This is a genomic window from Streptomyces gossypii, from assembly GCF_025165795.1.
GTDB classification, from domain to species: Bacteria; Actinomycetota; Actinomycetes; order Streptomycetales; family Streptomycetaceae; genus Streptomyces; species Streptomyces gossypii.
In genome coordinates, this window is sequence record NZ_JAJAGO010000021.1 from 79,625 (window position 1) to 103,356 (window position 23,732).

The 23,732-nt window shown below is 70.1% G+C and carries 24 protein-coding genes; 15 read left to right on the forward strand and 9 right to left on the reverse strand.

Features of this window, described 5'->3' with window-relative positions:
• Window positions 1–105 precede the first annotated feature (105 nt).
• The 5 genes from sdhC (at window position 106) to LHJ74_RS32205 (ending at window position 4,541) form a co-directional block, all read left to right on the forward strand.
• Complete coding sequence (sdhC, locus tag LHJ74_RS32185) at window positions 106–486, forward strand: succinate dehydrogenase, cytochrome b556 subunit (RefSeq protein ID WP_260221836.1); 381 nt, start codon at window positions 106–108, stop codon at window positions 484–486.
• A 5-nt stretch (window positions 487–491) separates the two neighbouring features.
• Window positions 492–974 carry a succinate dehydrogenase hydrophobic membrane anchor subunit gene (locus LHJ74_RS32190; protein ID WP_260221837.1) on the forward strand — a complete coding sequence of 161 codons (483 nt, stop codon included), beginning with the start codon at window positions 492–494 and terminating at the stop codon, window positions 972–974.
• A 23-nt stretch (window positions 975–997) separates the two neighbouring features.
• Window positions 998–2,752 (forward strand): succinate dehydrogenase flavoprotein subunit, encoded by a 1,755-nt coding sequence (gene sdhA / locus LHJ74_RS32195; RefSeq protein WP_260221838.1) that lies wholly within the window; start codon window positions 998–1,000, stop codon window positions 2,750–2,752.
• On the forward strand, window positions 2,752–3,516 hold the full coding sequence (locus LHJ74_RS32200; RefSeq protein ID WP_260221839.1) for a succinate dehydrogenase iron-sulfur subunit: 765 nt from the start codon (window positions 2,752–2,754) through the stop codon (window positions 3,514–3,516). Before sdhA ends, LHJ74_RS32200 begins: the two co-directional genes overlap by 1 nt.
• A 149-nt stretch (window positions 3,517–3,665) precedes the next feature.
• The gene (locus LHJ74_RS32205) at window positions 3,666–4,541 is read left to right on the forward strand and encodes a sigma-70 family RNA polymerase sigma factor (RefSeq protein WP_260221840.1); all 876 of its coding nucleotides are present in this window, start codon (window positions 3,666–3,668) and stop codon (window positions 4,539–4,541) included.
• A gap of 33 nt (window positions 4,542–4,574) precedes the next feature.
• On the opposite strand, the gene LHJ74_RS32210 is transcribed toward LHJ74_RS32205, so the two are convergent.
• Window positions 4,575–5,114: a GNAT family N-acetyltransferase gene (locus LHJ74_RS32210; RefSeq protein ID WP_260221841.1), complete on the reverse strand. Its 540-nt coding sequence runs from the start codon at window positions 5,112–5,114 to the stop codon at window positions 4,575–4,577.
• Between the two features lie 212 nt (window positions 5,115–5,326).
• On the opposite strand from LHJ74_RS32210, the gene LHJ74_RS32215 reads away from it, so the two are divergent.
• Window positions 5,327–5,560, forward strand: coding sequence for a hypothetical protein (locus tag LHJ74_RS32215; RefSeq protein WP_260221842.1), 234 nt, complete (start codon window positions 5,327–5,329; stop codon window positions 5,558–5,560).
• 50 nt (window positions 5,561–5,610) lie between these two features.
• Here LHJ74_RS32215 and LHJ74_RS32220 read toward each other — a convergent pair whose 3' ends face one another.
• Window positions 5,611–6,177 carry a MarR family winged helix-turn-helix transcriptional regulator gene (locus tag LHJ74_RS32220; RefSeq protein ID WP_260221843.1) on the reverse strand — a complete coding sequence of 189 codons (567 nt, stop codon included), beginning with the start codon at window positions 6,175–6,177 and terminating at the stop codon, window positions 5,611–5,613.
• A gap of 71 nt (window positions 6,178–6,248) precedes the next feature.
• Between LHJ74_RS32220 and LHJ74_RS32225 the strand changes: the two genes are divergently transcribed.
• The 5 genes from LHJ74_RS32225 (at window position 6,249) to LHJ74_RS32245 (ending at window position 12,475) form a co-directional block, all read left to right on the forward strand.
• On the forward strand, window positions 6,249–7,487 hold the full coding sequence (locus LHJ74_RS32225) for an MFS transporter (RefSeq protein ID WP_260221844.1): 1,239 nt from the start codon (window positions 6,249–6,251) through the stop codon (window positions 7,485–7,487).
• Window positions 7,488–7,555: 68 nt separating this feature from the next.
• Window positions 7,556–8,095, forward strand: coding sequence for a hypothetical protein (locus tag LHJ74_RS32230; protein WP_260221845.1), 540 nt, complete (start codon window positions 7,556–7,558; stop codon window positions 8,093–8,095).
• Between the two features lie 163 nt (window positions 8,096–8,258).
• A complete protein-coding gene (locus tag LHJ74_RS32235; protein WP_260221846.1) occupies window positions 8,259–10,514 on the forward strand; it encodes an MMPL family transporter in 2,256 nt (751 codons plus the stop codon).
• Between the two features lie 103 nt (window positions 10,515–10,617).
• The gene (locus tag LHJ74_RS32240; RefSeq protein ID WP_260221847.1) at window positions 10,618–11,781 is read left to right on the forward strand and encodes a sensor histidine kinase; all 1,164 of its coding nucleotides are present in this window, start codon (window positions 10,618–10,620) and stop codon (window positions 11,779–11,781) included.
• A 16-nt stretch (window positions 11,782–11,797) separates the two neighbouring features.
• Complete coding sequence (locus tag LHJ74_RS32245; RefSeq protein ID WP_260221848.1) at window positions 11,798–12,475, forward strand: response regulator transcription factor; 678 nt, start codon at window positions 11,798–11,800, stop codon at window positions 12,473–12,475.
• A gap of 58 nt (window positions 12,476–12,533) precedes the next feature.
• On the opposite strand, the gene LHJ74_RS32250 is transcribed toward LHJ74_RS32245, so the two are convergent.
• Window positions 12,534–13,973: a metallophosphoesterase gene (locus LHJ74_RS32250; protein ID WP_260221849.1), complete on the reverse strand. Its 1,440-nt coding sequence runs from the start codon at window positions 13,971–13,973 to the stop codon at window positions 12,534–12,536.
• Window positions 13,970–14,302: an SCO4848 family membrane protein gene (locus LHJ74_RS32255; RefSeq protein WP_260221850.1), complete on the reverse strand. Its 333-nt coding sequence runs from the start codon at window positions 14,300–14,302 to the stop codon at window positions 13,970–13,972. The genes LHJ74_RS32250 and LHJ74_RS32255 overlap by 4 nt, the downstream gene beginning before the upstream one ends.
• A 108-nt stretch (window positions 14,303–14,410) precedes the next feature.
• Here LHJ74_RS32255 and LHJ74_RS32260 point away from each other — a divergent pair, with 108 nt between their 5' ends.
• Window positions 14,411–15,769 carry a D-alanyl-D-alanine carboxypeptidase family protein gene (locus tag LHJ74_RS32260; protein ID WP_260221851.1) on the forward strand — a complete coding sequence of 453 codons (1,359 nt, stop codon included), beginning with the start codon at window positions 14,411–14,413 and terminating at the stop codon, window positions 15,767–15,769.
• Here the strand turns inward: LHJ74_RS32260 and LHJ74_RS32265 are convergent.
• From LHJ74_RS32265 to trpS, 3 genes are all read right to left on the reverse strand, one after another.
• Complete coding sequence (locus LHJ74_RS32265; protein WP_260221852.1) at window positions 15,660–16,673, reverse strand: YihY/virulence factor BrkB family protein; 1,014 nt, start codon at window positions 16,671–16,673, stop codon at window positions 15,660–15,662. The two genes, LHJ74_RS32260 and LHJ74_RS32265, sit on opposite strands and share 110 nt — an antisense overlap.
• A 96-nt stretch (window positions 16,674–16,769) precedes the next feature.
• Entirely contained in the window at window positions 16,770–17,378 is a 609-nt protein-coding gene (locus LHJ74_RS32270; protein ID WP_260221853.1) for a 2'-5' RNA ligase family protein, read from the reverse strand.
• 193 nt (window positions 17,379–17,571) lie between these two features.
• Window positions 17,572–18,588 (reverse strand): tryptophan--tRNA ligase, encoded by a 1,017-nt coding sequence (gene trpS, locus LHJ74_RS32275; RefSeq protein ID WP_260221854.1) that lies wholly within the window; start codon window positions 18,586–18,588, stop codon window positions 17,572–17,574.
• Window positions 18,589–18,825: 237 nt separating this feature from the next.
• Between trpS and rocD the strand changes: the two genes are divergently transcribed.
• The 3 genes from rocD to LHJ74_RS32290 all read left to right on the forward strand — a co-directional run bounded on the left by rocD (window position 18,826) and on the right by LHJ74_RS32290 (window position 21,499).
• Window positions 18,826–20,067: an ornithine--oxo-acid transaminase gene (rocD, locus tag LHJ74_RS32280; protein ID WP_260221855.1), complete on the forward strand. Its 1,242-nt coding sequence runs from the start codon at window positions 18,826–18,828 to the stop codon at window positions 20,065–20,067.
• Window positions 20,068–20,270: 203 nt separating this feature from the next.
• The gene (locus tag LHJ74_RS32285; protein ID WP_260221856.1) at window positions 20,271–20,750 is read left to right on the forward strand and encodes a carboxymuconolactone decarboxylase family protein; all 480 of its coding nucleotides are present in this window, start codon (window positions 20,271–20,273) and stop codon (window positions 20,748–20,750) included.
• The gene (locus tag LHJ74_RS32290) at window positions 20,747–21,499 is read left to right on the forward strand and encodes an isocitrate lyase/PEP mutase family protein (RefSeq protein WP_260221857.1); all 753 of its coding nucleotides are present in this window, start codon (window positions 20,747–20,749) and stop codon (window positions 21,497–21,499) included. The genes LHJ74_RS32285 and LHJ74_RS32290 overlap by 4 nt, the downstream gene beginning before the upstream one ends.
• A gap of 81 nt (window positions 21,500–21,580) precedes the next feature.
• Here the strand turns inward: LHJ74_RS32290 and LHJ74_RS32295 are convergent, their stop codons facing one another.
• Together LHJ74_RS32295 and LHJ74_RS32300 are read right to left on the reverse strand one after the other, a co-directional pair.
• On the reverse strand, window positions 21,581–22,528 hold the full coding sequence (locus tag LHJ74_RS32295) for an ABC transporter substrate-binding protein (protein ID WP_260221858.1): 948 nt from the start codon (window positions 22,526–22,528) through the stop codon (window positions 21,581–21,583).
• Between the two features lie 203 nt (window positions 22,529–22,731).
• Window positions 22,732–23,688: an ABC transporter substrate-binding protein gene (locus LHJ74_RS32300; RefSeq protein ID WP_260221859.1), complete on the reverse strand. Its 957-nt coding sequence runs from the start codon at window positions 23,686–23,688 to the stop codon at window positions 22,732–22,734.
• Between the last annotated feature and the right edge of the window lie 44 nt (window positions 23,689–23,732).

Sequence of the window (23,732 nt, forward strand, 5' to 3'; positions counted from 1 at the left end):
GGAGGACCGTACCCGGCCGGGCCCGACCGACACCGCTGAAACGTTCGAGTAGGAGATGGCGGCAGGCCCTGTCCCCGCTATCCCCGCTCCCGGAGGGTATTTTCCGTGCCGGCTGGAACGCTCTATCGCGGCCGGGAAGGAATGTGGTCATGGGTGGCTCATCGAGTCACCGGCGTCCTCATCTTCTTCTTCCTGTTCGTGCACGTCCTGGACACCGCCCTGGTGCGCGTGTCCCCTGAGGCGTACGACGACACAGTCGCGATCTACAAGACGCCCCTCGTCAACCTGATGGAGTACGGCCTGGTCGCCGCCGTGCTCTTCCACGCGCTGAACGGCCTGCGGGTCATCGCCGTGGACTTCTGGTCGAAGGGCGCGAAGTACCAGAAGCAGATGCTGTGGACCGCAGTGGGCATCTGGGCCGTACTGATGGCCGGTGCCTTCTACCCCGTCCTGCAGCACACTCTGCGCGAGCTGTTCGGGAGCTGATCGACATGGCAACTGACACCGAGACGACGGGCGCCGGCATCCCCACCGATGACACCGCCGGCTACAGCCCCGACAGCCCCGCACCGGTGATCGAGCCCCCACGGGCCCGTACCGCGCGGACGCCGAAGTCCACCAGGACCAATTTCGAGCTGTACGGCTGGCTGTTCATGCGGCTGTCCGGAATCCTGCTGTTCGTCCTGGTCCTGTACCACCTGCTGATCCAGCTCGTCCTGGACGGCGGTGTGACGAAGATCGGTTTCGCCTTCGTCGCCGGCCGCTGGGCCTCCCCGTTCTGGCAGACCTGGGACCTGGTCATGCTCTGGCTGGCGATGCTGCACGGCGGCAACGGCCTGCGCACGATCATCAATGACTACGCCGAGCGGGACAACACCCGCATGTGGCTGAAGATGCTGCTGTACACCGCCACGGTGTTCACCGTTCTGCTGGGCACGCTGGTGATCTTCACCTTCGACCCGGACATCCGCTAGAGCACCGGGCTGAGGTAACCGTTATGAAGATCCACAAGTACGACACCGTCATTGTCGGCGCGGGTGGTGCCGGGATGCGCGCGGCCATCGAGTCGACGAAACGCAGCCGGACCGCGGTGCTGACCAAGCTGTACCCGACCCGCTCCCACACCGGCGCAGCGCAGGGCGGCATGGCCGCCGCACTCGCGAACGTCGAGGAGGACAACTGGGAGTGGCACACCTTCGACACGATCAAGGGCGGCGACTACCTGGTCGACCAGGACGCCGCCGAGATCCTGGCGAAGGAGGCGATCGACTCGGTCCTCGACCTGGAGAAGATGGGCCTGCCGTTCAACCGCACCCCGGACGGCACGATCGACCAGCGCCGCTTCGGCGGTCACAGCCGCAACCACGGTGAGGCGCCGGTGCGCCGGTCCTGCTACGCGGCGGACCGCACCGGTCACATGATCCTTCAGACGCTGTACCAGAACTGTGTGAAGGAGGGCGTGGAGTTCTACAACGAGTTCTACGTCCTGGACCTGCTGCTCACCGAGGTCGACGGGGTACGCAAGACCGCCGGCGTTGTCGCGTACGAGCTGGCGACCGGCGAGATCCACATCTTCCGGGCAAAGGCCGTCGTCTTCGCCTCCGGCGGCAGTGGCAAGTTCTTCAAGGTCTCCTCCAACGCGCACACCCTGACCGGCGACGGCCAGGCCGCCGCGTACCGGCGGGGACTGCCGCTGGAGGACATGGAGTTCTTCCAGTTCCACCCCACCGGCATCTGGAAGATGGGCATCCTGCTCACCGAGGGCGCCCGCGGTGAGGGCGGCATCCTGCGCAACCGCGACGGCGAGCGCTTCATGGAGAAGTACGCCCCGGTCATGAAGGACCTCGCCTCCCGCGATGTCGTCTCCCGCGCCATCTACACGGAGATCCGCGAGAACCGCGGCTGCGGCGCCGACCGGGACCACGTCTACCTGGACCTGACGCACCTGCCGCCGGAGCAGCTGGACGCCAAGCTGCCGGACATCACCGAATTCGCGCGTACCTACCTGGGCATCGAGCCGTACACCGACCCGATCCCGATCCAGCCGACGGCGCACTACGCGATGGGCGGCATCCCGACGAACGTCCAGGGCGAGGTGCTCTCCGACACCAGCACCCCGGTGCCGGGCCTGTACGCGGCGGGCGAGGTCGCCTGCGTCTCCGTGCACGGCGCGAACCGGCTGGGCACCAACTCGCTGCTGGACATCAACGTCTTCGGGCGGCGCGCGGGCATCGCGGCGGCGGAGTACTCGGCCACGGCCGAGTTCGTCGACCTTCCCGAGGACCCGACACGGTTCGTCGAGGACGAGGTCGAGAACCTGCGGGACGCCACCGGCGATGAGCGGGTTTTCGAGATCCGCAAGGCGCTCCAGGAGACCATGGACAAGAACGTGATGGTCTTCCGCACCGAGCAGACTCTCAAAGAGGCCGTCGAGGTGATCGGCGAGCTGCGCAAGCGCTTCAAGAGCATCAGCGTCCAGGACAAGGGCAGGCGGTTCAACACCGACCTGCTGGAGGCCCTCGAACTGGGCAACCTGCTCGACCTGGCCGAGGTGACGGCGGTGTCGGCGCTCGCCCGCAAGGAGTCGCGCGGCGGTCACTACCGCGAGGACTTCCCCACCCGCGACGACGTGAACTTCATGCGCCACACCCTGGCGTACCGCGAGGTCGGCGACGACGGCGCCGAGTCGATCCGGCTCGACTACAAGCCGGTCGTCCAGACCCGCTACCAGCCGATGGAGCGTAAGTACTGATGAGCACCCCCGTCATGGACAAAGAGGAGCGGGCCGCGAAGGCCGCCGCCGATCACCTGATCACGGCGACCTTCCGGATCCGCCGCTTCAACCCGGAGATCTCGGCCGAAGCCTCCTGGGAGGACTTCCGGATCGAGATCGATCCGAAGGAGCGGGTCCTGGACGCCCTGCACAAGATCAAGTGGGAGGTCGACGGCACGCTGACCTTCCGCCGCTCCTGTGCGCACGGCATCTGCGGCTCGGACGCGATGCGGATCAACGGCCGCAACCGGCTGGCCTGCAAGACACTGATCAAGGACCTCTCCCCTTCGAAGCCGATCAGCGTCGAGGCGATAAAGGGCCTGACCGTGCTCAAGGACCTCATCGTCGACATGGACCCGTTCTTCCAGGCGTACCGGGACGTCATGCCGTTCCTGGTCACCAGCGGCAACGAGCCCACGCGTGAGCGCCACCAGACGGCCGAGGACCGCGAGCGCTTCGACGACACCACCAAGTGCATCCTGTGCGCCGCCTGCACCTCGTCCTGCCCCGTCTTCTGGAACGACGGGCAGTACTTCGGGCCGGCGGCGATCGTCAACGCGCACCGCTTCATCTTCGACAGCCGCGACGAGGCCGCCGAACAGCGCCTGGAGATCCTGAACGACAAGGACGGCGTCTGGCGCTGCCGTACGACGTTCAACTGCACGGACGCGTGCCCGCGCGGCATCGAGGTCACCAAGGCCATCCAGGAGGTCAAGCGCGCCCTGATCACCCGCCGCTTCTGACCCACCCGTGGGGGGAGTGTGGCGTATTACGGCCACTGAGCGGCCGTAATACGCCACGCTCCCGCCACGACCGCCTCACCGGTCGCGTTACCTCGGCCCTTGCGGGTTCGTCATAGCCATGACGGGATTCGCTCGAGGAAGGTAACGACATGGCCGGACCAGGCCCGGATGAAGTCCTGGCCGGAGCGTTCGAGGAGCAGCGCGGGCGCCTCGTGGCGGTGGCCTACCGGATGCTCGGCTCACGTGCGGACGCCGAGGACGCCGTGCAGGAGGCATGGCTGAGGCTGGCGCGCCAGGACGCGGCCGCGATCGGCAGCCTTGCCGGCTGGCTGACCACCGTGGTCGGCCGGATCTGCGTGGACATGCTGCGCTCGCGCAGGGCCCAGTCCGAGGTGTCGTACGAGAACCGGCTGCCCGAGTTCGTCGTGACCGAGGACGGCGGCGCGGCACCCGTGGACGACGCGCTGCTCACCGAATCGGTCGGGCTGGCGCTGCTGGTGGTGCTCGACACCCTCCGCCCCGCCGAGCGCCTGGCGTTCGTGCTGCACGACATGTTCGCGGTGCCGTTCGCGGAGATCGGTCAGATCATCGGCAGGTCCACCGACGCCACGAAGATGCTCGCCAGCCGGGCCCGCCGAAAGGTACAGAACACGCATCGTCCAGCCGATGAGCCGCAGCAGCAGCGCGCGGTGGTCGACGCGTTTCTCACGGCGGCGCGGAGCGGAGACTTCGAGGGACTGCTGCGGTTGCTGGACCCGGAGGTGACCTGGCGCGCCCACACCGCGCACGGCGTGGTGGTCAAGCTGGGGGCTGCCGAGGTGGCAGGCAGGGCCCGGCTCGGGGCACATACCGCGGTGACCGCGCGTCGCGCCCTTGTCAACGGTGAGGCCGGGATCGTGGTGTGGGGCGCGAACGGCAAACTGGTGGGCGTGATGGCGTGCACCGTGGCCGATGGGCGGATCGTCGACATCCTGACCGTGAACGACCCGGCGCGCCTCGCGTCCGCGACTCCGCCCCCCGGTTGACACCGGTGGGCGGCTGCCCGGACTCCGGATGAATCAGGTCTTCGCACCACGGGCGATGCGGTACAGCACGGTCGAACGCAGTGGCCCTTCGGGCTCGGTGGGGTCCTCGAAGTCGTCGGCCGGGTCCCGTGTCATGCCGATTCGCTGCATGACCGCCTGTGAGCGGAGGTTGGTGGCCGTGGTCAGCGCAAGAATCTCGGGAAGTTCCAGCGTGTCGAAGCCGTGGGCAAGGACTGTCAGGGCCGCCTCGGTGGCATAGCCCTGGCCCCAGGCCGGGCGGGCGAGCCGCCAGCCGATCTCCACACCGGTGAACGGCACGTCGTCGTCCACCTGGTCCAAGCCTGCGAAGCCGATGAACTCACCGGTGGCCCGCACCTCGACCGCCCACCACCCGTAGCCCCGCTGGTCGAACTCGGCCTGGAACCGCGCCACGGAGGCATCGCTCTGTTCGCGGGTGAGCAGTTCGCCCAAGTGCTCCCGGACCTCCGCATCGGCGTTCATCGCCGCCCATGGTTCAAGGTCGGAGTCACGCCATCGGCGGAGGGTGAGGCGCTCGGTACGCAGTTCGGTCATGCTGCCCAGCCAACGTGAGCTACGGCCTCGAAGCAAACCCTTTCCTGCCGGGCCGCTGCCGACCGAAGTCTCGTACTGGCCGCCTTCCCGGGATTGGGCATGGCCCCGTATCCCCCGTGCGGCGGAGACGGGCCGTGCCTGCGAACGATGCCCGGGGAAGGCACTCTGACGACGATGAGGGGGTATCCCAACGCCTCCGATCGGAGTCCCGCATGCTCAAGTGGATCCTGCGCGCCACCGCCGTCCTCGCCATCGTGGCCGCCATCGCCGCGCCCGTCGCCATCGCGGCGCCCGCCCCGTCCTCGCCGCCCGTACCGCAGACGGTCGCCGTCTCCTCGTTCAGGGGCGACGCGGGGGTGGGCCACCGCGCCGCTTATCAGGAGGTACACACGTCCGTCGACTCCGGCTCCACCTATGCCGCGGGCAGCATTCCGCCGCGCTCCTGAACGAGATCAAGATGGGCCGCCTCACCGGCGGCGGCCCGGCCACCACCGCGTCAGGGGTGGCCGTGGGGCGCCTCCGCGGGGAGCATGACGCGGCGGAGCATGCTGGAGAGGGTGTGGCGTTCGGCCGGGGTGAGGGGGGCGAGGAGGCGGTGCTCCTCGTGGCCGACGGCGCCGACCGCGCCCAGCCAGCCCGCGTGTCCGGCCTCGGTCAGCTCCACGTCGACCCGGCGGCGGTCGGTCGGTGAGGGCGTACGCCGGACGAAGCCGCGGCGGTGCAGGCCGTCGAGGCGGCCAGTGACGGAGGCCGGGGCGATGTCGAGGTCGGCCGCCAGCGCGGAGGGGCTGGCGCTGCCGCCGCGGGCTACGAGGGCCTGGAGGGTGTCGTACTCGTGCTTCTGGAGGCCGAAGTCGGCCAGGGACTGCTCGTGGACCCTCTTGAGGTGGGTGACGAGCCGCTGCATGCGGGTGACGGCGCCCTCGATGTCCGGGTCGAGGTCGGGCAGCGCTGTTCTCCAGCGGGCGACATGGTCGTCCGTCCAGTCCTGGTCCGCGGCCACCGGCTGTCCCTCGTCGTCCGGCCCGGCGTCGTCCGGCTCGGCGTCCCGCTGGTGCTTCATGCCAGGCATCGTACTTCGCTCGCAGGGAAATTTCGTTGACGAATAGTTTGATGCCAAAATATGTTCCCGGCATGCCTCCCTCACCCCTGCGGGATCACAACTTCCGCCTGCTCTTCGCGGGCCGCTCCCTCGCACTCCTCGGCGAGGCCGTGATCCCCGTCGCCCTCGCCATTGCCGTCCTCCGCGTCACCGACTCGCCCTCCGCCCTCGCGCTCGTACTGGCATGCGCGATGGTGCCGAAGCTGCTGCTGCTGCCGGTCGGCGGCGTCGTCGCCGACCGGCTCAACGCCCGTACGGTCATGCTCGCCAGCGCTCTCGTCCGGAGCGCCGCGCAACTGTTCGTCGGTGTACAGCTGTTGAGCGGTGAGCCGTCACTCGCGCTGATCGCGGGAGCCGAGGTGGTGAGCGGGATCGCGGCGGCGTTCGCCATGCCCTCGGTGACGCCGCTGGTGACCGGCACCATCGAGGAGGGCACCCGGCAGCAGGCCAACTCCCTGCTGGGCGCGGCCGGTAGCGTCGCACGGCTGGGCGGTCCGGGCCTCGGCGGGCTGCTGATCTGGGCGGTGGGACCGGGTGGCGCGTTCCTGCTGGACGGTTTGGTGCTGGCCTTGAGTGCACTGTTCTTCACCCTGCTGAAGGTGCGTCATGTGCAGTTGCCGAAGCGGTCGTTCCGCGCGGATCTGACCGAGGGCTGGTCCGAGGTGCGCTCCCGCGACTGGTACTGGAGCAGCCTGATCGTGCACGCGGTGTGGAACTTCACCGCCAGCGTAATGATGGTGCTCGGCCCGGCCATCGCCATCCGCGAACTGGGCGGCGAGGGCGTATGGATAACGGTGCTGCAGGCGGGGGCCGTCGGGCTGCTGCTCGGCTCGCTGCTCGCGGGCCGCGTCCAGCCCCGGCGTCCGGTGCTGGCGGCCAACCTGGGCGGCACCCTCTTCGCTCTCCCCCTCGCCCTGCTTGCCGCCTCCGCGTCCGCGCCGCTGCTCATCGGCGGATACGCGCTGGCGATGGTCGGACTCGGCTTCCTCAACCCGGTCTGGCAGACCGCCGTCCAGAGCTCCATCCCGCTCTCCGCGCAGGCGCGGGTGACCTCCTACGACTGGCTGCTCTCGCTCGGCGCGATGCCGCTCGGGTACGCCTTGGCGCCCGTCGCCGCGGAAGCCTGGGGCACGGGCGTGCCGTTGGTGGCCTGTGCGGTGCTGGTGGGGGCCTCCTGCCTGGCCACGGCGGCGGTGCCGGGCGTACGGCACTTCACGCTGCCGCCCGCCGACGTGCGTGGCGAGAAGCGTGCCGAGGAGACCGTGGGGTGACGTCACACTCCCGGCACAATGGGGGTGCGGACGGTCACACACCGCATTGCCGGTGACACCATGCCTCTATGACCGATCAAACCCCCTTCGGCGCGCCCGGATACGGCCCACCCGGTTATGGCCCGCCGGGCTACGGCACTCCGCAGCCCCCTCCCGGTCAGCCCGGGTACGGATATGGGTACGGGCACGGGCCTGGGTACGGGCAGCCGTACGACGCTCCCCCGCCGGGCCACGGGCACGGCCCCGGCGCCGGACCCGGCGGCGGCCCGGTGCTGCTGGCCCTCGGAGACATCGCCGTCATCGACGACAAGGTGATGACCCCTGGTGGCGCGCTCCCGCTCAAGGGGGCCGTCTGGACGGCCACCGACCTGTCCCGCACGGACGAACGCATTCCGCCGCACGCGATCGTCCTGGCCGTCGTCTTCTTCCTCTTCTGCCTGCTGGGGCTGCTGTTCCTGCTGATGAAGGAGAAGGTGACGATCGGCTTCGTCCAGGTCGCGGTGAGCAGCGGCGGCCGCTACCACACCACGATGGTGCCGGTGGACAGCCCGCAGGGCGTCGCTCTGGTGATGGGCCACGTCAACTACGCCCGCTCGCTCAGCATGTGACAGGGGCCTCCGGGAGGAGCCGTCGTACCCGTGGAGGAGGACGCTCCGGGCGGGCACGTACGTGATAGTGAGTAGCCCGGAAGGTTGGCACCGAGGACGCCGCGAGGGGGGTCGCCGGGAAAGCCTGGTGAGGTTCCCGAGAGCAGATACGGAGACCTCTTCCATGGCGATTTTCCTCTATCGGCTGGGCCGCGGCGCCTTCCGGCGGCGTCGGTGGGTGATGCTGTCGTGGGCGGCTGTCCTGGCCGTCGTCGGCTTCGGCGCCCTCAACGCCGGCGAAGCACCCGAGGACTCGGACTCCATGCCGGGGATCGAAGCCCAGCAGGCGTTCGACCTCATCAACGAGCAGTTCCCTGGTGCCGAGGCGGAAGGGGCGAGTGCCCGGATCGTCTTCGTCGCACCGGACGGCCAGAAGGTCACCGCGGCCGAGAACCGCGCGGCCGTCGACGCGCTGGTGGCCGGGGTGGCCGACGGGCCGCAGGTGGCCGGCGTGACGAATCCCTTCGACGGACCGGGGGTGAGCAAGGATGCGTCGACGGCGTACGCCACCGTCACCTACGAGGTGAAGGACGACGACGTCACCGACGCCAGCAAGGAGGAGCTCGAGGGCGCCATCGAGGAGGTCCGCGACACGGGCCTGACCGTCGAAGCCGGCGGGGGCGTGCTGGAGACCGAGTCCGCGGCCGGGCTGGGCGAGGTGATCGGCGTCGGCATCGCCGCGGTGGTGCTGCTGATCACCTTCGGTTCGCTGGCGGCCGCCGGGCTGCCGCTACTCACCGCGATCGTCGGCGTCGCCATCAGTCTCTCCTCGATCATCGCCCTGACCACCGTCTTCGGCCTGTCCTCGACGACCGGGGAGCTGGCCATGATGCTCGGGCTCGCGGTCGGCATCGACTACTCCCTGTTCGTGGTCTCCCGCTACCGCGAGGAGCGGGCCAAGGGGCACGACCCCCAGGAGGCGGCCGGGCTCGCCCTGGGCACCGCCGGTTCCGCGGTCGTCTTCGCCGGGCTCACCGTCGTCATCGCGCTGGCCGGGCTGTCGGTGGTCGGCGTCCCGATGCTGACCAAGATAGGTCTGGGTTCCGCGGGAGCGGTGGTCGTCGGTGTGCTGATCGCCCTGACCATGGTCCCGGCGCTGCTCGGCTTCTGGCCGAACGCCGTGCTGGCGCGCCGTGACCGCAAGGGCACGCCTCCTGTCCGCGGGGGCCTCCCGGGCAGTCTCCGCAGGCGCGAGTCGAGCGGTCCGGCCGAGGGTGCGGGCAGCGGGGGCTCGCGCTGGGCCCGGTTCGTTCTGCGCCGTCCGCTGCCCGTACTGCTCGTCTCGGTCGCCGGTCTGGGCGCACTCGCCATGCCGGTGACGGATCTGCGGCTGGGCATGCCGGGTGACGAGGCGAAGCCCACCTCGGCCACGGAGCGCCGCGCCTACGACGCGCTCGCGGACGGCTTCGGCCCCGGCTTCAACGGTCCGCTGACCGTCGTCGTGGACGCCCGGCAGGCCGACGACCCGCGCGGGGCGGTGACGGTGGTCTCCGAGAAGCTCGCCGGCACCGAGGGTGTTGCCGCCGTCTCTCCGGCCGAGTTCAACGAGGCGGAGGACACCGCGGTGCTTTCCGCCACGCCGTCCACCGCACCCACCAGCGAGCAGACGAAGGACCTGGTCCACACCATCCGCGGCGAGCGCCCCGCTGCCGAGGCGGCCACGGGCGCGACCTTCGAGGTGACCGGCACCACCGCGCTGAACATCGACGTCGGGCAGAAGATGCAGAACGCGCTGGTCCCCTACCTGTCGGTCGTGCTGGGTCTCGCCTTCCTGCTCCTGCTGCTCGTCTTCCGTTCCGTGCTGGTACCCCTCAAGGCCGCTCTCGGCTTCCTGCTCTCGGTCCTCGCCTCGCTCGGGCTGGTCGTCACGGTCTTCCAGCAGGGCCACGGAGCCGGGCTCTTCGGCGTCGAGCAGACCGGGCCGATCATGAGCATGATGCCGATCTTCCTGGTGGGCATCGTCTTCGGCCTCGCCATGGACTACCAGGTCTTCCTGGTCTCCCGGATCCGTGAGGCGCACGTCCACGGGGAGTCGCCCGGCCAGGCCATCGTCTCCGGGTTCCGCCAGAGCGCCAAGGTCGTGGCGGTCGCAGCGGTGATCATGATGGGGGTTTTCGGCGGGTTCATGACCGGCGGTGAGTCCATTGTCAAGATGGTCGGTTTCGGACTGGCCACCGCCGTCCTGTTCGACGCAATCGTCGTCCGCATGGTGTTCGTGCCCGCCGTCCTCGCGCTGCTCGGCAAGCGGGCCTGGTGGCTGCCGCGCTGGCTGGACCGGCTGCTGCCGCGTGTCGACGTGGAGGGCGAGGCCCTCACCCGCCGGACCGCCGCGCTCCCTGCACCGGCCGGCGATGACCGGCACGACCCGGTGCGCGTCTGATCCGTTTCCGGCCCGCGTCCGGACAGCCCTCAGGGCCTGTCCGGACGCGGGCCATGTGGCCCACGATGGGTCCAGTCCGCGTCAGCACCCGAGGGAGCGGCCCATGTTCACCGGCTGGCGGCGGTTCGCCGACCATCACCCCCGCCTCATCGAGACGGCCTTCCTGCTGCTGGTGTACGCCGCCGCCGGCGGGCAGTACCTCATAGCCGGGCCCGGGCCCAGCTGGTGGATCGGACTGCCCCTCGCGACCGCCGCGTGCCTCTCCCTGCCGTGGCGTCGCGGTCGCCCGCACGCCGTCGTCGTGTTCACCGCCGTCTGTGTCGGCGTCTCCGGCGGTCTGGGCTACGAGCTCTCGCCCCAGCTGCTGCTGCCGGTCATCGTCGCGCTCTACGAGCTGGCCGTCCGCACGCCCGAGCGGACCGCGCGTACCCACGGCTTCGCCGTCATCGCGCTGGTGTTCCTCATGGCGGTGCTCTCCGGCCAGGGCAGCCAGCCCTGGGCGGAGAGCGCGATCCTCACCGCCTTCTGGTGCATGCTTCCGGTCGTCCTGGGCGGGGCGGTCCGTTTGCGACGCGCCTACCTGGGCGCCGTGCAGACCCGCGCCGAGCATGCCGAACGCACCCGCGAGGAGGAGGCCCGCCACCGCGTCGCCGAGGAACGCGTCCGCATCGCCCGCGAACTGCACGACGTCGTCGCCCATCACATGGCCCTGGCCAACGCCCAGGCCGGTACCGCCGCGCACTTCGCCCGCAGCCGCCCCGAGCAGGCCGAGAAGATCCTCGGCGAGCTGACCGGCACCACCGCCTCCGCCCTGCGCGAACTCCAGGCCACGGTCGGCCTCCTGCGGCAGCCCGACGACCCCGACGACACCCTGGCACCGGCCCCCGGACTGGGCCGGCTCCCCGAACTGGTCTCCGCGTTCGCCTCCGCCGGGCTCCAGGTCACCGTCACCGTCGACGGCGAGGAGCGGCCCCTCTCGCCCGGAGGGGATCTGACGGCCTTCCGTATCGTGCAGGAGTCGCTCACCAACGTCGCCAAGCACGCCGCCGCGCACCACGCACAGGTACGGCTCGCGTACACCCGCGACCTGCTGGTCCTCACGGTCAGCGACGACGGCGACGGCACCTCGCCACCGCCGGCTCCCGGCGGCGGGTTCGGCCTGATCGGCATGCGGGAGCGCGCCCAGACCGTCGGGGGCCGCTTCGAGGCGGGCCACCGGCCCGGAGGCGGCTTCGCCGTCACCGCCGAACTCCCCATCCACTCCTGACCCCCGAGAGGGCCCGATGACCATCCGCGTACTGCTCGCCGACGACCAGACCCTGCTGCGGGCGACCTTCCGGATGCTGATCGACTCCTGTGAGGACATGGAGGTCGTCGACGAGGCCGACGAAGGCGGGAGAGCCGTCGAACTGGCCCGCGTCCATCGGCCGGACCTCGTCCTCATGGACATCCGCATGCCTCGTACGGACGGCCTCGCCGCGACCGCCGCCATCTGCGCCGACCCCGGCCTGCGGGCCACCCGTATCCTCATCCTCACCACGTTCCAGACCGACGAGAACGTCGCACGGGCCATGCGCGTCGGGGCGAGCGGCTTCCTCGGCAAGGACGTCTCCGCCGACGCACTCCTCGACGGCATCCGCACGGTGGCCGCCGGTGACGCGCTGCTGTCCCCCGCGGCAACGCGCTCCCTCATCAGCCGCTTCCTCGCCACGCCCGACGCCGCCCCCGACACGGCACTCCTCGGACACCTGGCCGCCCTCACCGCCCGCGAGCGCGAGGTGACGGCGCTCGCCGCCGAGGGCAAGTCCAACACCGAGATCGCCGAGGAACTGTTCGTCAGCCCGCTGACCGTCCGTACACATGTCCAGCGCGCCAAGACGAAGCTGGGCGCCCGCGACCGTGCCCAACTCGTCGTCTTCGCCTACCGGTCCGGCCTCGCGCGGCCCCTCCCTCCGCGCTGAGGAGGGTGAAGCGGAGGGCAGGGGGAGGCAGGCGTGCCGGAGGCCGGGCGGCGGCCCGTCAGGCCGCGGGCGAGGCCAGCGTCACGACCGTGACGTCGGAGTCCGCCCCGACCCGTACCGGCGGCCCCCACGCGCCCGCGCCCCGGCTGACGTACAGCTGCGTGTCCCCGTAGCGCTCCAGCCCGGCGACGGTGGGATTGGCGAGCGCGGCCAGATGGTTGGCGGGCCACATCTGGCCGCCGTGGGTGTGGCCGGAGAGCTGGAGGCCGACCTTGTGGTCGACCGCGTCGTGGATCTGCACGGGCTGGTGGGCGAGCAGCACGGAGGCGCGTTTCCGGTCCCGGCCGCCGAGCGCCTTCTTGAAGTCCGGCCCCTCCCCCTCGCTCTCACCGGCCAGGTCGTTGACTCCGGCCAAGTCGAACGCGGGCAGCTCCTCGCGGGCGTTCTCCAGCGTGTGGATGCCCATGTCACGGAGGTATTCGAGCCACTCGGCGGGGTCGCCCGCGAAGTACTCGTGGTTGCCGGTGACGAAGTACGTGCCGTCCCGCGAGCGGAGCCCGGCGAGCGGGCGGGCGGCGGGTCCGAGGTCCTCGACGCTGCCGTCGATCAGGTCGCCGACGATGGCGACCATGTCGGGCTGCGTCCCGTTGATCGTGTCGACGACACGCTGCGCGTGTGACCGGCCCAGGATCGGGCCGAGGTGGATGTCGCTGACGACGGCGATGCGGTAGCCGTGCCCGCTCCTCGGCAGCTTGGCGAGCGGCACGGTCACGCGCTTCACGGTGGGGCCGTTGAGAAGGCTGTACGCGCCCGCCCCGACGGTCACCGCGGAGACGGCGGCGGCGCCGACCGCGACGGTCCGGGCGATGAAGAGGCGACGTGAGGGCTCCGCGGTCTCCCCGGCCTCGTCTTCCCCGTCGTCCCCGTCTTCCCCGGGCGCGGGCGCCGGCGCAGGCGCGGGGGCGGGGGCGGGGGCGGGGGCGGCCGATTCGGCCGATTCGGCCGATTCGGCTGTGCTGGGCTTGGTCGCCGTGGCCTGGCGCGCCGCGCCGTCCTCCGCGCCGCCGCCCGCCTTCCCCTCCGGGGTGACGTCCTCTTCCGGCCTGCGCGGCGCCTGCTCGCCGGACGGCTCCGCAGCCACGCCGGCGGAAGTCCCAGCCGGGGTTGCCGCCACGCTCGCGCGCGGCAGGAAGCGCCGCAGCAGCGGTCGTACCAGCTCGCCCACCAGCAGTGTCAGCAGCAGGTACAGCAGCATCGCGAGCCACAGGAAGCCCGGCCAGGCAAGGATCCGCTGCATCAGGAACGGAGCGCCGGTGCCCTCCGCGACGAACGTCGCCACGGTGGTCAGCGGCAGCGCGATGATCAGTAACGTCCCCGTGCGGCGCCACCAGCCGCCCGGCAGCGAAACGTCGCGAACCAGCCGCCGCCACAGGTACCAGTGCACCCCGGTGAGCACGGACAGGACCGTCAGCCCGATCAGCACATAGAAGGCGATCATGTCCGCTCCCTCTCCTGGACGGCGTCCTCGGAGGCCCCGGCCCCGCCACGGGTGCCGCCGCCGCGCAGTGCGCTCAGCCCGCGCCAGCCCAGCACGCCGATCGCCGTGCCCAGCACGAAGGAGGTGACCGCGAGCACCAGATGCACCCAGAAGTACCCGGTCGGGTCACCCGCGTCGTCGAAGGCCAGCCCGCTGCCGTCCTTCCAGAGGTTCTTGACGAAGGTGATCCACACGAACCACGACCACACCCCGAAGCAGAGCAGAAACCACGAAACGGGACGGGTAAGAATTCGTGGATTCGGGGAGGGCTCCCCGGAAGACCGGTGCATAAGGGCAAGTATGGCTATCGGCCTAATCTGATCGCTGGCGGGGGCTACTGTGTCGTCCGGATACCCCGCAGCATCCCGTCCGGACTTGTGTGCCTGTACGTTCAACGGGTGCCGACGACCTCATCTGCCGTACGCCGCCCGCGCCGTGCCCTGCCTCTCGCTGCCGCGACCGCCGCATTCCTGACGCCCTTTCTGCTGATGCCGGGCGCGCACGCGGCTCCCGACGACGACAAGCCCGCGCCCGAACCGCCCGCGCAGATGTCCACCCTCGGCGGTGCGAAGCTCGGGAACCCGGGCACCCAGGTCGACCCGCGAGCCGGAGCGGACGCCCCCGCCCTGCCCAAGAAGCTGACCGCACGCTCGTGGATCATCTCGGACGCGGAATCCGGCCATGTGCTGGCCGCGCACAACGCCCACTGGGAGCTGCCGCCCGCCAGCACCCTCAAGATGCTCTTCGCCGACACGCTGCTGCCGAAGTTCCCCAAGGATCGGAAGCACAAGGTCGAGCGCAGTGACCTGGAGGGGATGGGCCAGGGCAGCAGCCTGGTCGGCGTCAAGGAGGGGCTGACGTACACGGTGGAGGACCTGTGGCGCGGCGTCTTCCTGCGCTCGGGGAACGACGCGGTGCATGTGCTGGCCGCGATGAACGACGGCAAGGCGAAGTCGGTGCGGGAGATGAACGCCAGGGCGGAGAAGCTGCGCGCCCTCGACACCCATGTGGTGTCCCCCGACGGGTACGACCAGCCGGGTCAGATGTCCTCGGCCTACGATTTGTCGCTGATCGCCCGTTCCGGGATGCAGAACGAGGACTTCCGCGACTACGCCTCGACGGTGCGGGCGAAGTTCCCCGGCAAGGCGAAGAAGGACGACAAGGGCGACAAGGACGACAAGAAGGACGAGGAGAAGGGCGGCAAGAAGAGCGAGAAGGACGCGAAGGAGCGCGAGTACTTCGAGATCCAGAACACGAACCGGCTGCTCACCGGGGACGTCGGCCTCGAACCGTACCCGGGCATCGCCGGGGTGAAGAACGGCTACACCTCGAAGGCGGGCAACACCTTCGCCGGTGTCGCGGAGCGCGACGGCCGGGTGCTGCTGGCCACCGTCATGCACCCCGAGGGCGAGCAGCTGGAGGTCTACAAGGAGGCCGCGAAGCTGTTCGACTGGGGGTTCGCGGCTGCGGACAAGGTACGCCCCGTGGGCGAACTCGTCCCGCCCGCCGGTGAGGAGCCCGCAGGCGGCCCCGGTGAGGCCGGAGGGCCCGGCAAGAACGGCGACAGCGCACCGGGCGAGCGGTCCGCGCACACGTCGGCCGCCTCCAGCAAGGACTCCTCGGGAGGCGCGAGCGTCGCGCTCGGCATCACGGGCGGCGCTCTGGTGGTTCTCGCGGCGGGGGGTTACGTGGTGCACCGCCGCTGGCCGCTGCCGGACCTGCCCCGAGGGCTGCGCCGCCGCCCGGGCCAGGACTGAGCCCGGGGCCGCCCTCCTCGTCCCCGTCGCTCCTGGACCCCTCCAGGTCGCGCGCCGCGCCTTCGGCCGTGGCGGTCCAGGCCCCGCAGTAGAGCAGCAGCTTCGACATGAAGCTGATCCACAGCAGCAGCGCGATCGGCACCCCGAACGCGCCGTACATGCTCTTCGCCGCGACGCCCTGAAGATAGCCGCCGAGCGCCAGCTTCAGCACTTCGAAGCCGACGGCACCGATCAGCGCGGCGGCGAACAGGGCCCGGCGGGGCGGCTTGACCCTGGGCAGCCATTCCAGCAGGTACAGCAGCACCAGGAAGTCCGCCCCGATGGCCGCCGCGTAACCGGCGGCCCGCAGCAGCCAGCTGCCGAGGCCGCCCTCGGCGAGGCCCATCTCCTCGGCAAGCCAGCCGACGACCGTGAGCGCGAAGGCCGAGGCCGCCATCGACAGTGCCCCGGCCACCGCCAGCCCGAAGAGCACCGCCAGGTCCTTCACCTTGAGCAGCACCGGGTTGCCCGGGTCCTCCTCCAGGTCCCAGAGGGCCCGCAGACATTCGCGGAGCGTTCCGGCCCAGTTGACGCCGGTGAACAGCAGCAGTGCCCCGGCGATCAGTCCGATGGTGCCCGCGTTGTCGGCCAGCCCCCGGAGATCCAGCTCGTCGGAGATGCCGGGCACCTGATCCGCGATCGCGTCCCGGACGTCGTCCATCTGGGCCGGTGAGAGCACGGCGGCGGAGATGGCGACCGCGACGACCAGCATCGGGAAGAACGCGAGAAAGCTGGTGAAGGTGAGGGTGGCGGCCAGCCGCTGCCACTTGCGCGCGTCGAGGTGCTCGTACACACGCCAGACGCGGGTACGGAAGAACCAGGCGGCGGCGGGGCCGATCACGGGCAGCTTGGTGAGCCAGTCCATCAGCACCGCCTACCCGCCTGCGCCCAGAGCTCACTGCCCCGCACCCGGTCGGCCCCTGAAAGGGTGAGACGGACCGGGCAGTCAGACGGACAGCGGTCAGACCGAAGGAGCAGGCGGGCGGGAGAGGTGGTCCGCCTGACGGGATGCGCCCAGGACGCGGCGGGCGGGCGGCGGGCTGCCCTGGTCCCCGAAGGTGTACTCGCGCTGGAGGCGCCAGACGCAGTCCGCGCCCTGCTCGTAGAGCGCGAATCCGGTTGCCGTCCAGGCCGCCTCGAAATCGGCGAGCTCGGCGTGCGCCCGGTCCATCGCCTCCTCGGGGATGCCGTGGGCGATGGTGACATGCGGGTGATACGGGAACTGGAGTTCGCGGACGAGCGGACCGTCCGCGGCCCGTACCCGCTCCTGGAGCCAGCCGCAGGCCGAGCCGCCCTCGGCCACCTGCACGAAGACGACCGGGGAGAGCGGCCGGAAGCTGTCGGTGCCGCTGAGCCGCATGGGGAAGGCGCGGCCCGCCGCCGCCACGCCCGCGAGGTGCCGCTCGATCGCGGGCCGGGCGGCGGCGTCGACCTGAGTCGGCGGGAGGAGGGTGACGTGTGTGGGGATGCCGTGCGCGGCCGGATCGCCGAAGCCCGCGCGTCGTCCCTGGAGCAGGCTGCCGTACGGCTCCGGTACCGCGATCGATACACCGAGTGTGACGGTCCCCACGTCGTTCTCCCTCCTCAGTTCCCCGTGTTCTCGTTGCCGGTTCTGTGCGTCCTCACATGCGTGCTCACCCGGGTGTCCAAGCATGCGTGCCCGCCCGCGGCTCCGGACGCCGGTGCGCCCGTCACAGTGTGGGGGCTCCCGGCCCGGTCGGGGCAGGGGTCTGCGGTCAGGTCTGCGGTCAGTGGGTCTGCGGTCAGTGCTTCGCGGGCACGAAGCCCACCTTGTCGTACGCGACCGCCAGCGTCTCGGCGGCCACGGCCCGCGCCTTCTCGGCACCCTTGGCCAGGATGGCGTCCAGCGTCTCCGTGTCGTCCAGATACTCCTGAGTGCGGGCCCGGAAGGGCTCGACCCACGCGACGACGATGTCCGCGAGATCGGTCTTCAGCGCACCGTAGCCCTTGCCCGCGTACTTCTCCTCCAGTTCGGCGATTCCGGTGCCGGTGAGCGTGGAGTGGATGGTGAGCAGATTGCTCACGCCCGGCTTCTCCGTCTCGTCGAACCGGATCTCCGTCCCGGTGTCGGTAACCGCGCTCTTGATCTTCTTCGCGGCGGCCTTCGGCTCGTCCAGCAGGTTGACGATGCCCTTCGGCGAGGACGCCGACTTGCTCATCTTGATCGACGGGTCCTGGAGGTCGTAGATCTTCGCCGTGTCCTTGAGGATGTACGGCTCCGGGACGGTGAAGGTGTCGCCGTAGCGGCCGTTGAACCGCAGGGCGAGGTCGCGGGTGATCTCGATGTGCTGGCGCTGGTCCTCACCGACCGGGACACGGTCGGCGTGGTAGAGCAGGATGTCCGCGATCTGGAGCACCGGGTAGGTGAAGAGGCCGACGCTCGTCCCGTCGCTGCCCTGACGGGCGGACTTGTCCTTGAACTGCGTCATCCGGGATGCCTCGCCGAAGCCCGTGAGGCAGTTCATCACCCAGGCGAGCTGCGCGTGCTCGGGCACATGGCTCTGGACGAAGAGCGTGCACCGCTCAGGGTCCACGCCGGCCGCGAGCAGTTGGGCAGCCGCGAAGCGGGTGCTGCGGCGCAGCCCCTCGGGCTCCTGCGGGATGGTGATCGCGTGCAGGTCGACGACCGCGTAGAAGGCGTCATGGCTGTTCTGGAGGTCCACCCACTGGCGCAGGGCACCGAGGTAGTTCCCGAGATGGAACGACCCGGCTGTGGGCTGGATTCCGGAGAACACGCGGGGGCGACGATCGTTGGCCATGCGCACATTCTCGCAGAGCCTCCGCGCAGCGATGGCGCCAGGGGCCCGTATCCGGACAAGCTCACCTCTACAGTGTCATACAGGTCACACTGACCCACTCGACTCTTTCCGATCCGGGGCGGAGGCGTTCTGCCCGGGATGGCGGCCCAATTCCGCAAGGTTCTGCACAAAGCCGCCGGTCGGCGGTAGAAAGAGGCACCGCCTGTCAGTCTGGCAAGAAGAATGGAGCGCCCACCCATGGCGAAAGCTTCCCCCTCGTCTTCGTCGTCGTCCTCGTCGTCTGAGCTGATCACCGCCTCCGACACGTACAGCGCGCACAACTACCACCCCCTGCCGGTCGTCGTCGCGTCGGCGGACGGCGCCTGGGTGACGGACGTCGAGGGCAACCGCTATCTGGACATGCTCGCGGGCTACTCGGCGCTGAACTTCGGGCACGGCAACCGGCGGCTGGTGGACGCGGCGAAGGCCCAGCTGGACCGGCTGACGCTCACCTCGCGCGCCTTCCACCACGACCGCTTCGCCGCGTTCTGCTCCTCGCTGGCCGAACTGTGCGGCATGGAGATGGTGCTGCCGATGAACACCGGGGCCGAGGCGGTGGAAACCGCGGTCAAGACCGCCCGCAAGTGGGGCTACCAGGTCAAGGGCGTGCCGGACGGCCAGGCGAAGATCGTGGTCGCGGAGAACAACTTCCACGGCCGCACCACGACGATCGTCAGCTTCTCCACCGACGAGGAGGCCCGCGCCTCCTTCGGGCCGTACACCCCGGGGTTCGAGATCGTGCCGTACGGGGACCTCGCCGCGATGGAGGCGGCGGTGGACGAGAACACGGTGGCGGTGCTGCTGGAGCCGATCCAGGGCGAGGCGGGCGTACTGGTGCCGCCGCCCGGCTACCTCCCGGCGGTACGGGAGCTGACCCGCTCCCGGAACACCCTCTTCATCCTCGACGAGATCCAGTCCGGTCTGGGGCGTACGGGTGCGACCTTCGCCTGCGAGCACGAGGACGTCGTGCCGGACATGTACGTGCTCGGCAAGGCGCTGGGCGGCGGGATCGTGCCGGTCTCGGCTGTGGTGTCCTCCCGGGCCGTACTGGGCGTGTTCAAGCCCGGTGAGCACGGCTCCACCTTCGGCGGGAACCCGCTCGCCTGCGCGGTCGCCCAGGAGGTCGTCGACATGCTGCGGTCCGGCGAGTACCAGCAGCGCGCGACGGAGCTGGGCGAGCACCTCCACCGCGAGCTGGGCGTACTGGCGGGCGAGGGCCCGGTGCGGGCGGTACGCGGGCGGGGCCTGTGGGCGGGCGTCGACATCGACCCGGCGCGCGGCACGGGGCGGCAGATCTCGGAGCAGCTGATGGAGCGGGGCGTGCTGGTCAAGGACACCCATGGCTCGACGATCCGCATCGCGCCACCCCTGGTGATCAGCAAGGAGGACCTGGACTGGGGCCTGAACCAGCTCCGCGCCGTCCTGGGAACCACAGCCTGACGGCCTGACCGCCCGCCGCCCGCCGCCCGGGCGAGAGGCGAGGCGGTCCCTGGTCACAGCGCCAGGTGCCGCCGCAGCCTCTCGTCCAGCTCGGCGATCAGCTCCGCGGGCAGCGCGCCGACGCGCTCGACCGACCGGTTCGCGGAGTCGCACTGATGCCGGGAGCCCGCTGGCTGTCGTGCACCAGGTCGTAAGCTCGGATCATGACGACGAGTGATGGACACGGTCCCCGGATGAACGTCTGGAAGGCTTCGCCTGCCCTTTACAAGGGCATGTCCGCCTTCCAGAGCGCGGCGTCGGAAGGGCTCGACCCGGTGGTGGCCGAGCTGGTCAAGATCCGCGCCTCACAGATCAACAAGTGCGCCTTCTGCCTCGACATGCACACGACCGCCGCCCGCAAGGCGGGCGTCACCCAGCTGCGCATCGACCTTCTCTGTGCCTGGGAGGAGGCCGGAAGCCTCTACACCGAGCGGGAGCAGGCGGCGCTCGCCCTCACCGAGGCCATCACCGTACTGACCGACGGATTCGTCCCCGACGAGGTCTATGCGCGGGCGGCGGCACAGTACGAGGAGGCGGAGCTGGCCCAGCTGATAGCGCAGATCGTGGCGATCAACGCCTGGAACCGCTTCGCGGTCACCACCCGCACCACCCCGGCCAGCCTGGTCAACGGCAGGCCCGAGTGAGCGTCGACCGGCTGCGCGCACTCCACCGGGGCCGTGCCGACGGCTCCCCCCTCGTACTGCCCGGCCCGTGGGACGCGGCCAGTGCGCGGGTGTTCGCGGCGGCGGGCTTCGAGGGTCTGGCGACGCCTAGCCACGGCGTGTCGGAGTCCCTCGGCTACCGGGACGGCGAGGCTCCGGCCGACGAGATGTTCGCGGCGGTGGCCAGGATCGTCCGTGCGGTGGGTAGCGGACTACCCGTCACGGCGGACATCGAGCGCGGCTACGGCCTGCCTCCCGAGGAGATCGTCGAACGGCTGCTCGCCACGGGCGCGGTCGGCTGCAACCTCGAGGACTCGGCGGACGGCGTGCTGCTGGAGCCGCAGCGGCAGGCCGACTGGCTCTCGGAGGTGCACGCGGCAGCGGGCGGGCGGGTGTTCCTCAACGCGCGCATCGACACCTACGTGCGCGGGGCCGCCGATCCGCTGGCCGAGGCGGTCGAGCGGGGGCGGCTGTACGCCGCCGCGGGGGCGGAGTGCCTGTACCCGATCGGGGCGCCGCCCAAGGATGTGGGCCTGATCGCGCAGGAGTCGGGCATGCCGGTGAACGCCTACTGCGCCACGGGCGGGCCGGGCGAGCCGGGCAGCCCGCACGGTCCGGGCGTACGGGAGCTGGGTGAGGCGGGCGCCTCGCGCGTCACCTTCGGCGGCGACCTGCACGCGCGCGCGGTGGCGGCGGTCGAGACCCTGGCGCGGCGGCTGCGCGAAGGCTGACCTCGTCCCGCTGCCGCCTCGTCCCGCTGCCGCGCCGGAACCGTCGAGCACCGACGGCCCGGCGCGGCGGCGGGAAAGAGGTCAGAGCCCCCAGAGCCAGAGCTCCCAGGTGTTCGGGTTCTCCTTGACCCACCGCTTGGCCGCGGCTTCGGGCGCGAGGCCGTCGCGGGCGATCATCTTCGCGACCTCGTTCTGGTCCTCCTCGCCCCACTGGAAGTTCTTGAGGAATTCGGCCGCCTTGCCGCCGTCCTCCTCGAAAGAAGCGTTGAGGTACTTCTGCAGCTCGGTCTCCGGGTAGCCGCACTCGGAGGTCGTCTCGTCGGCGTCGCAGCCGCCGTAGTGCGCGGGAAGCCGGACCTCCTTGAGCTCCAGCTCGGTCTCCAGCCAGTGCGGGCGCCACCAGTAGGTGAGGAAAGGTTCCTTCTTCGCGGCCCGCTTCCGCATCTCCTGGATCTGGGCTTCCTCGCTACCCGCATAGACAGCCTCGAAGTCCAGGTCGAGGTTCCTGATGAGAGCCTCGTCGCGGGTGACGAACTCCGGGGAGCCCTCGATCAGCCTTCCCTTGCCGCCGATCTCGGAGGTGGCGAAGAGATCCGCGTACTTGTTGAGTTTCCGCCAGTCGGTGATGTCCCGGTGCTCGTCCGCCAGGTACTCGGGTACGTACCAGCCGATCTTCCCCTTGACTCCCAGGTCACCGCCGGAGACGACGGTCTGTTCCTGGTCGACGTACTCCTTCTCCAAGGCCGGGTGGCCCCAGTCCTCCAGGAGGGCGTCGGCCTTGCCCGTGCCGACCGCCTTCCAGGCGTCCCCTTCGTCCATCTCCTTCACGGAGACGTCGTAGCCGAGCTCGTTCTCCAGGATGTACTTGGCGACGGCGACGTTGGCCTGCCCGCCGGCCCAGGTGGGGGCAATCAGGGTGACGGCCTCGCCGTCACCGGAAGAAGCGGTTCCGGAAACGGAACCGCAGGCACTGAGCGTGAGGAGAGCAAGCGCAGCGAAGGCGGCTCGACTCCTGGATATGGCAGACATGAAGGTGCGTGACAATCGGGTGGGGGATGGTGGCTGGGGCGCGTCCAACACTGCTGAACTGCTGAAATGAATCGTAACCGCCCCCGGAACATCATCTGTTCCGGGGGCGGTCACGGCAGATCGGCGCGATGGCGCCGGAAACCAGTCCACTACTTTCTGTCACAGTTCACCGCCGCGGGCGGCGCTCGACAGCGTGAGGCGGGTTACTTCTTCGGGAGCCACTTCTCCCAGACGGACTTGTTGCCCTTGATCCACTCCGCGGCGGCCTCGTCCGGGTCCATGTCCTTGCCCGCGATCATCTGCGCGACCTTGTTCTGGTCCTCGGTCGTCCACTCGAAGTTCTTCAGGAACTTTGCCGCGTCCCCGCCTTCGTCGGCGAAGTCGGCGTTGAAGTACTTCTGCAGGTCAAGGGTGTCGTAACCGCACTCGGCCTTCTCGACCGGCTCGAGGCAGCCCTCCTCGTACGCCGGGAGCTTGATCTCCACCATGTCGATCTCGGCGTTCATCCACTGCGGGTCCCACCAGTAGGAGAGGAACGGCTCCTTGGCCTTGTACAGCCGCTCGATCTCCTTGAGCTGCGCCGCCTCATTGCCGGTGGGCAGGATCTTGAAGTCCAGGTCCAGGTTCTTGATGAGGTGCTTGTCGTGCGTGGTGTACGACGGCGCGGCACCCAGGAACTGGCCCTTGTCGCCGCTCTCGGAGGTCTTGAAGTCCTTCGCGTACTTGTTGAGGTTCTTCCAGTCGGTGATGTCCGGGTGCTTGTCCGCGTAGTACTTGGGCACGAACCAGCCGATGTGGCCCTTGACACCGAGGTTGCCGCCCTTGACGACGGTCTTCTTGTCCTCGATGTAGAGCTTCTCCTTCTTGGGCACCCCGCCCCAGTCCTCGAGGATGGCGTCGGCCTTGCCGCTGTTCAGAGCGTCCCAGGCGGCGGGCTCGCCCAGCTGCTGGACCTTGACCTTGGCGTCCAGCTCGTCCTCCAGCAGCTTCTTGGCCACCGCGACGTTGGCCTGCGCGCCGACCCAGGTGGGCTGCGCGAGCCTGACCGTGTCACCGCCGCCGGACTCGGTTTCGGCCGCTCCGCAGGCGCTGAGCGCCAGCATCCCGGCGACACCGGCGCCGGCGACGAGTGAGTTGCGTATCCGTGCGTTTCTGTACATGAGGGAAAGTGCCTTCTTTTGCTGTGGTGTTCCGACGGGGGAGG